The 8,464-nt window shown below is 42.7% G+C and carries 8 protein-coding genes; 1 reads left to right on the forward strand and 7 read right to left on the reverse strand.

Translation table 11 applies throughout. The features are described 5' to 3' along the window. Window positions 1–5: 5 nt before the first annotated feature. The 7 genes from coaBC to AC3WLU_RS10710 all read right to left on the reverse strand — a co-directional run bounded on the left by coaBC (window position 6) and on the right by AC3WLU_RS10710 (window position 6,431). Window positions 6–1,214, reverse strand: coding sequence for a bifunctional phosphopantothenoylcysteine decarboxylase/phosphopantothenate--cysteine ligase CoaBC (gene coaBC / locus AC3WLU_RS10680; protein ID WP_492597249.1), 1,209 nt, complete (start codon window positions 1,212–1,214; stop codon window positions 6–8). 225 nt (window positions 1,215–1,439) lie between these two features. Next, window positions 1,440–1,646: a DNA-directed RNA polymerase subunit omega gene (gene rpoZ / locus AC3WLU_RS10685; RefSeq protein WP_101224607.1), complete on the reverse strand. Its 207-nt coding sequence runs from the start codon at window positions 1,644–1,646 to the stop codon at window positions 1,440–1,442. 3 nt (window positions 1,647–1,649) lie between these two features. Continuing rightward, window positions 1,650–2,264, reverse strand: a complete 615-nt coding sequence (gmk, locus tag AC3WLU_RS10690) for a guanylate kinase (protein ID WP_034313809.1) — start codon at window positions 2,262–2,264, stop codon at window positions 1,650–1,652. A 10-nt stretch (window positions 2,265–2,274) separates the two neighbouring features. Then, the gene (remA, locus tag AC3WLU_RS10695) at window positions 2,275–2,538 is read right to left on the reverse strand and encodes an extracellular matrix/biofilm regulator RemA (RefSeq protein WP_034313813.1); all 264 of its coding nucleotides are present in this window, start codon (window positions 2,536–2,538) and stop codon (window positions 2,275–2,277) included. Between the two features lie 53 nt (window positions 2,539–2,591). Beyond that, a complete protein-coding gene (locus AC3WLU_RS10700) occupies window positions 2,592–3,467 on the reverse strand; it encodes a YicC/YloC family endoribonuclease (protein WP_264640660.1) in 876 nt (291 codons plus the stop codon). 157 nt (window positions 3,468–3,624) lie between these two features. Beyond that, the gene (locus AC3WLU_RS10705) at window positions 3,625–6,303 is read right to left on the reverse strand and encodes a calcium-translocating P-type ATPase, SERCA-type (RefSeq protein WP_492597258.1); all 2,679 of its coding nucleotides are present in this window, start codon (window positions 6,301–6,303) and stop codon (window positions 3,625–3,627) included. Then, entirely contained in the window at window positions 6,303–6,431 is a 129-nt protein-coding gene (locus tag AC3WLU_RS10710) for a hypothetical protein (protein WP_262869245.1), read from the reverse strand. Before AC3WLU_RS10710 ends, AC3WLU_RS10705 begins: the two co-directional genes overlap by 1 nt. A gap of 287 nt (window positions 6,432–6,718) precedes the next feature. On the opposite strand from AC3WLU_RS10710, the gene AC3WLU_RS10715 reads away from it, so the two are divergent. Next, window positions 6,719–8,440, forward strand: coding sequence for an Rqc2 family fibronectin-binding protein (locus AC3WLU_RS10715; protein WP_492597250.1), 1,722 nt, complete (start codon window positions 6,719–6,721; stop codon window positions 8,438–8,440). Window positions 8,441–8,464 lie beyond the last annotated feature (24 nt).

The following is an 8,464-nucleotide window of genomic DNA, read 5'->3' on the forward strand; positions in this document are numbered from 1 at the left end:
AGACATCATTCCTTTTGCTTGCGAGATACTTCTGCCAGGATGCTTTTAGCTATATCCGCTTTACTCATTTTTGGAAGTTCGGTCGCACTTCCATCTTTATCGTAAATGGTCACGATGTTCGTATCCGTTCCAAATCCTGCCCCTGCAACGGTAACATTATTGGCAACGATCATATCTGCATTCTTTTTGACCAATTTTCCTCTTGCGTATTCTTCAACGTTGTTCGTTTCAGCCGCAAAGCCCACCAAAATCTGATGCGTTTTATTTTCACCGAGTTCCTTTAGAATATCCTTTGTCCGTTCAAATTCAATCACATTTTCCCCTGGCTGCTTTTTCATCTTTCGAGTATGATAGACCTTCGGTTTATAATCCGCCACAGCAGCCGTCATGATTACGACATCACTGGCAGCGAACTGATCGAATACCGCATCATACATATCTGCTGCTGATTCCACTGGTATTACTCTGGCCTTGGGAGGTGGCGTCAAGTTCACTGGGCCGGTAATCAATGTTACCTCAGCGCCCATTTCAATTGCCGCTTCGGCTAAGGCATAGCCCATTTTGCCGCTGGAATGATTCGTCACAAAACGCACCGGATCAATCGCTTCACGTGTCGGTCCTGCCGTGATTAAATATTTCTTTCCTTTAAGAGGCTGTTGCTGTAATTTGCGTTCATTGAAATATTGATTAAGATGTTCTACGATTGTTTCAGGTTCCTCCAATCGCCCTTTCCCTACATATCCGCAGGCCAAATACCCTTCACCCGGTTCAATGAATTGATATCCAAACGACCGAAGTGTCTCCATATTTTTCTGAACCGCTGGATGTGCGTACATGTGCACGTTCATTGCCGGCGCAACCCAAACAGGTGCTTCCGTTGCCAATAGGGTGGTCGTGATCATATCATCCGCGATTCCATTGGCTACTTTGCCAATGACATTGGCTGTAGCTGGAGCCAACAGGATGATATCAGCCCAATCAGCCAAGTCGATGTGGGCAATGACTGAAGAATCCTTCTCATCAAAAGTATCTGTGTACACATCATTTCTCGAAAGTGCTTGAAAGGTGAGCGGCGTCACGAACTTACGTGCTGATTCACTCATGATCACTTTAACATGCGCACCTTCCTGAGTTAATTTACTTGTCAGGGCAGCAGCCTTATATACAGCAATCCCGCCGGTGACACAAAGAAGTACTTTTTTATCGATAAGCATGCAAATTTCCCCTAACTATACATTCTATTCTTTCTAATTATGACGGAAAACCGAAGAAATTTCATTTGAAATGCGCAATAACCTATGGATTCCCCCAAACATTACTTTAAAAAAATCAAAACAAACAGGCCTGACACCTTGGCCGCAGAAAGGAAGCACTTTCCAAATGTAACGCTCCTGTTTGCTTTAGGGTGTCAGGCCCGATAGGTCAAGCTATGTGTTCTTTTAGTTTTCCTCGTAAGAATTATCGTAAGTCAATTTACCGGAATGAATCTCTTCAAGGGCACGACCTACTGATTTATGGGAAACCGGTTTCGTTATGAGGCAATTATCTTTAATTTGCATTTCCCTGGCACGCTTAGCTGCCACTGATACAAGTGAGTATTTTGAATCGATTTTAAGTAATAGAGAATCAATTGATGGATATAACATAATTTATTCCGCCTCCAGCATTTTTTTATATAAAACAGCAACTCTTTCCCGACGGCAATGCTCGGCTATTACAATTGCATTAATTCTAGCACATGCGGCATCCACATGATCATTTTCAACAACATAATCATACAGATCCATAAGTTCTATTTCTTCCTTGGCCACTTTCATCCGGCCTTTTATCGCTTCCTCCGTCTCGGTTCCGCGAGTAACGATGCGGCTTTCGAGTTCGGTCAAACTCGGAGGAGCAAGGAAAATGAAAAGTCCTTCAGGGAACTTCTCCCGGACCTGTTTAGCTCCTTGAACTTCTATTTCCAGAAATACATCTTTTCCGGAATCGATTGTTTCACGGACATAATCCACGGGTGTTCCATAATAATTACCGACGAACTCAGCATATTCCAGCAATTTGCCTTCTTCGATCAGTGCTTCGAATTCCTCGCGTTTTTTGAAGAAATAGTCCACTCCGTCCACTTCACCATGGCGAGGCAGCCTTGTCGTCATCGAAATTGAATATTCGAATGCCGTTCCTGGCTGAGAAAAAATCGCCTTCCTAACAGTTCCTTTACCAACACCGGATGGTCCGGACAAAACGATTAATAAACCTTTTTCTCTCATATTGTTTCAGTTACCCCTCTTCTACGCTGTCATCTCTATCTTGTAGCCTTGCAGCAACCGTTTCCGGTTGAACGGCAGATAAGATAACATGGTCGCTGTCTGTAATTATAACGGCCCTGGTTCTTCTGCCATATGTAGCATCTATTAAGGATCCGCGATCTCGGGCGTCTTGGATGATCCTTTTTATCGGAGCCGATTCAGGGCTCACGATGGATACGATCCGGTTCGCGGAAACGATATTCCCAAAACCAATATTAATGAGCTTAATTGACATTTTTGTCCCCCATTCATATCTATTGTCACCTTGTTAGGTTCATCATAAACCGACTACTCGATATTTTGAACCTGTTCCTTTAATTTTTCAAGCAAACTTTTCATTTCCACCACATCTTTCGTAATGGCCGAATCATTTGCCTTTGATCCAATCGTATTGACTTCCCTATTCATTTCCTGGACAAGGAAGTCAAGTTTCCTCCCAATTGGTTCACTATGGGTAAGGGTCCTTGAAAATTGCTGTAAATGGCTATCGAGTCTGGTCAGTTCTTCATTTATATCACATTTATCTGCAAAAATGGCCGCTTCTGTCACAATACGGCTATCTTCAATCAAACCATCAGTCAACTCGGCCAGTTTGATTTCCAATCGGGCTTTATATTTTTCGACGACTGAAGGTGCATGCATTTTGACTCCTGCTACAATCTCACCAAACTTTTCAAGCTGGCGTTTCATGTCCGAGGCAAGTTCCTGACCTTCGAGATCCCGCATTTTTTTCAGATTTTCCAATGCCCCCGTGACGGCCTTCATTAAAAGGGATTCCAAATCGGCAGGAACCACAGGTACTTCTTCCGTCATGAAAATCGATTCAAGTTGCAGCATATCCTGTAATGTAATTGAACTTTCCAGATTGTATTTTCCCTTGACTTCATCCATCAATCCCACATATTGATCAGCAAGATCCCAATCGATCTTCACCTTTTTGGAAACCAGGCTCTCACCTTCCACTGTTATGAAGATTTCCACCCGTCCCCTTCTTATGTATTGATTCGCCTTCTTTTTCACCTTTTCTTCCAAAACCAAAAGCTGGCGCGGCATTCGAATCGTATATTCACAAAAACGATGGTTAACGGTCTTGATTTCAGCAAAAACCCTGACCTGTTCGTTTTCCGCTTCTTCTCTTCCATAGCCCGTCATACTGGTAACCATGGTTCCACATCCTATCAAAACATAATGTAGTAATTTGGCCTTTTGACATTCATTATATATTAGCTAAAGTACGGAAACATTAGCTTACAAATAAAATACCACAAAAATAAAAAGGCAATAGAGCAAGACTCTACCACCTTAAAGATTATACCATATATCACTGTGCTTTTCTTGCTAAAAAGGTTCCAGCCAGTAAAAAAGTTGGTATGGATGCCATTCCTATTACTAATAGCCAATCCCTTCCCGAAATCGGTACCGTATGAAAGATGGTTTGTAAAGGCTGCACATACATGACGGCTACCATCAATAATAGGGAGGAAAGTACCGCCCCCACTAGATAAAGGTTACCGAATGGATTTCTCGAGAAGATCGAACGTTCACTTCGGCAATCGAATACATGTATAAGCTGAGCCAAGACCAAGGTAGCGAAAGCAATCGTTTGTGCATAAGCAAGATTATCCGGATTTGCACGATATACAACATAAAATGCAATCAATGTGGAAACCCCTATCAGAAAACCGCGTGAGATGATCTTCCAGCCAAGCCCCCTTCCAAAAACACCTTCATTGGCATTTCTTGGATTTCTTTTCATTACATCTTCTTCTGCGGCATCCAGGCCCAATGCCATCGCGGGCAGTCCGTCGGTTACAAGGTTTACGAATAAGATCTGGATTGGTATCAATGGTAATGGCAAGGCACATAGCATCGCAAAAAACATGACCAAAATCTCCCCAACATTGGAGGCAAGCAGGTAACGGATGAACTTCCTGATGTTTTCGTAAATATTCCTGCCTTCTTTAATGGCCGATTTTATTGTGGCAAAGTTATCGTCAACCAATATCAAGGAAGAAGCTTCTTTAGCAACATCAGTCCCCGTGATGCCCATGGATATACCAATATCCGCTGATTTTATCGCAGGGGCATCATTGACACCATCCCCTGTCATTGCAACGACATGTCCTTTATTTTGCAAGGCTTTTACGATTTTCAACTTATGTTCCGGGGAAACTCGGGCAAATACCGAAACAGTTTCAACAACTTCCTCAAGTTCCCCGACTTCCATGTCCGCCAATTGCCGTCCTTCAAGTACACGGTCTTTTCCTTTTAAAATTCCAAGTTCTTTAGCAATTGCCTTTGCAGTTATCACATGGTCGCCTGTAATCATGACAGTTTTGATCCCGGCGTCCCTGCATTCCTTAACTGCCTGTTTCACCTCCGGACGCGGGGGATCGATCATGCCCTGAAGTCCCATGAAGGTCAAATTACGCTCAGCTTCGGTTTCATGCAGCAAAATCGTTCCTTTTGAAAGAGGTTTATAACCTACTGCAATCATTCTAAGTGCCTGCGAAGCAAGCCCATTCATGTCATGTTGCACCCTTTCCTTGCTCTCCCGATTTAATATTTCCGACCTTCCTTCCCAAAGAATCGTGTCGGACTGGGCAATCAATACGTCCGGGGCACCTTTTACGATAACGAAATGATTCTCTTTATCATCCTTCACTATGACACTCATCATTTTGCGGCTCGAATCAAATGGAAACTCCTTTACTATCGTAAACCTCTTAGATAGGTGTTCCCTCGTCAATCCAGCTTTCATTGCCGCGACCAACATCGCCCCTTCTGTCGGATCACCGTCTAGAATATATTGTTTTCCATTTTCCTTTAACTCAGCTTTATTACAGAGCATGCCGAATGTAATTATTTGAAGCAAGGCATTATGGTTTTTCGGGGCAACTGAAACTCCATCTAAAGAAAATTCTCCGACCGGATTGTAACCAGTACCGCCGACATCCCAAGTTTTTCCTCCACTCCAAACCTTCGTCACCGTCATTTTGTTTTGTGTCAGTGTACCTGTTTTATCTGAGCAAATCACTGTTGCACAGCCAAGCGTTTCTACGGCAGGAAGCTTACGGACAATCGCTTTTTGTTTGATCATACGCTGAACACCTAAAGACAAGGCTACGGTCACAATGGCCGGCAAGCCTTCGGGAATCGCCGCAACAGCCAGAGATACCCCGGCCAAAAACATCGTATAAAGGTCATGTCCTTGAATGACACCAGTCAGGACTACGATTACAGTTAATATTAAGGCCGTGACGATCAAAATTTTGCCTAGCTGCTCCAACCTCCGTTGAAGCGGTGTTTCTTTTGTTTCCGCAGTCTGCAGGAGATCCGCAATCTTTCCCATCGCCGTATTCATTCCAGTAGCGATCACGATTCCGACTCCATTCCCTCTTGTCACCATCGTTCCCATAAACGCCATATTTTCCTGATCACCGATACCTTCAACCTCATTCATCAATGGATCAGAACATTTAACGGCCGGGAGTGACTCGCCGGTAAGTGCCGACTCTTCTATTTCAAGGCTTGAATGGTCGATGATCCGTAAATCGGCACCAATACGGTCACCGCTCGAAAACTTCAGGATATCCCCAACAACCACTTCTCTCGATGGGATTTTCATCCACTGGCCATCTCGAAGCACGTTAACTTGCGGTGCAGCCATTTCCTTTAAGGCATCCAAGGATTTTTCTGCCTTCCGTTCTTGGAAAAAACCAAGTAATCCATTCAAAAAAACAATCGCCATGATGGCAATCGCATCGATATATTCACCCAATATCCCCGAAACCAATGTCGCGGCAAGTAAAACTATGACCATGAAATCTTTGAATTGGGCGAAAAATAAAAGAATGGCTGACTGTTTTTCTCCTTCCTTCAATTCGTTAAAACCATTCTTTTGCAGCCTGTCCTTTACTACATCATCGTCCAAACCGTGTGTAACGTTTGTTTGAAGCGCTTTCTCCATTTCTTGATTATTCATTTCCCTGAACTCCATCAAGTATCACACATCCCTTTGAATAGAATGAAATAGGCTCCTGTATACATCTCAACAGGCGCTTTTTGCTTTACTCTTCCAACACCTGCCTGCTTACCGATACATAAAACAACCTGCTCTTCTTCCATGATTATTCAGACTCGTCCAAAATAATGCTATAATTAAACAGAATTGCAGAAAGAAGAACGATCCGGATAATTTTTTGAATGAACGAATTGTAATCATGATGAATGGACCAATTTTTGTATTCACTATCAGGAAATAAAAATACATCCATTCACTGTACCTGAACTGCTGCTTTCACCCAGTTGGCTAAAAAAATTGTGATTTACTAAAATGGGCAGACGTGATGCATTTATAACGCCCTGCAAAAATGAGTTCTTAGAAAATCTTATGTAAAGGAAGTAAAAATAGAATGTCATTTGATGGATTATTTACGAAAGCGATGACGGAAGAAATCGCTTCTTTATTAGAAGGTGGACGAATCAATAAGGTACATCAGCCTTATAAAAATGAAGTAATACTGGTTGTTCGTGCTGGAGGTAAGAACCATAAGCTCTTATTATCAGCCCATCCAAGTTATTCGAGGGTGCAAATGACCGAAGAAAGTTATGAAAATCCCAAAGAGGCACCCATGTTCTGCATGCTTCTTAGGAAGCACCTCGAAGGCTATACGATAGAAAACATTTATCAATATGAACTTGATAGGATGATCATTTTTGAAGTGAAGGGCCGTAATGAGCTTGGCGATGTCTCTCAAAAGCAGTTAATCATCGAAATTATGGGGCGACACAGCAACATTGTTTTAGTAGATAAAGAACGAAATATGATTTTGGACAGCATTAAGCATGTTTCACATGCCGTCAATAGTTATCGGGCGATATTGCCCGGCCACGAGTATAAGGCTCCACCCGCACAGGAAAAGAATGATCCCTTCAAGGCTACCGAGGACGATATCAGGAAGAATATTGACTTCAATGCAGGAAAGCTGGATCGACAGCTTGTTGCCCATTTTTCAGGGGTTTCACCATTAGTTGCAAAGGAAGCCGTCTACCGGGCCGGACTTGCCAACAGCACGACCCTTCCAACGGCCTTTTTAAAGATTATCCAGGAAATCTCGGAACGGAAATATGCTGCCACGATCAAACAAGATGGAAATAAAGAAGTTTTTTATATGCTTTCACTAGAGCATCTGTCTGGGAATCAACGTACGTTTTCTTCATTGAGCGAGATGCTCGACCGCTATTACTTCGGAAAGGCAGAAAGAGATCGGGTTAAGCAAAAGAGCCAGGATGTAGAACGTTTCATTACTAATGAAATCGAAAAGAACTCAAAAAAAATCGGCAAGCTCGAACGTACATTGAAAGATACGGAACGCGGTGAACAGTATCAGTTGTTCGGTGAGCTGCTTACAGCTAATCTATATCAAATGAAAAAAGGCATGAAGGAAATAGAAGTTGTCAATTATTATGATGAAGAACAAAGTATGGTCACCATCCCGCTTGACCCATTAAAAAATCCGTCAGATAATGCACAAAAGTACTTCTCAAGATACCAAAAGTCCAAAAATGCAGTCGGAGTCGTCCAAGAACAAATCGAAAAGACAAAATTGGAATTGGCCTACTTCGAAGCCTTGCATCAGCAGCTCCAATCAGCGTCACCCAGGGATATAGAGGAGATTCGGGAAGAACTTCAGGAAGAAGGATACATTAGGCAAAAAAAGAAAAAAGGCATGAAAAAGCCTGCAAATGCAAAACCGCAGCTTGAAACATATTATGCTACGGATGGAGATCTCATTTTTGTCGGGAAAAATAATAAACAAAATGATTATTTAACGAACAAGTTTGCACGCCGGGATGAAATATGGCTTCATACAAAAGATATACCCGGCTCACATGTTGTGATTCGAAATGAATCGCCAAGTGAAAAAACAATAAAAGAGGCCGCCGTATTAGCAGCTTTCTTCAGTAAAGCAAAGCAATCGAGTTCAGTGCCCGTTGATTTCACACAGGTTCGCCATGTTAAGAAACCGAATGGTTCCAAGCCCGGGTTCGTAATCTATGACCAGCAGCAGACCGTTTATATTACACCGAATGCCGATACTGTCATACGCTTAAAGGAAGCGGTAAAGGAGTAAAAAAATAGAGGGGGCCCAGTCCTG

This window comes from Peribacillus sp. FW305-BF15, assembly GCF_058783805.1.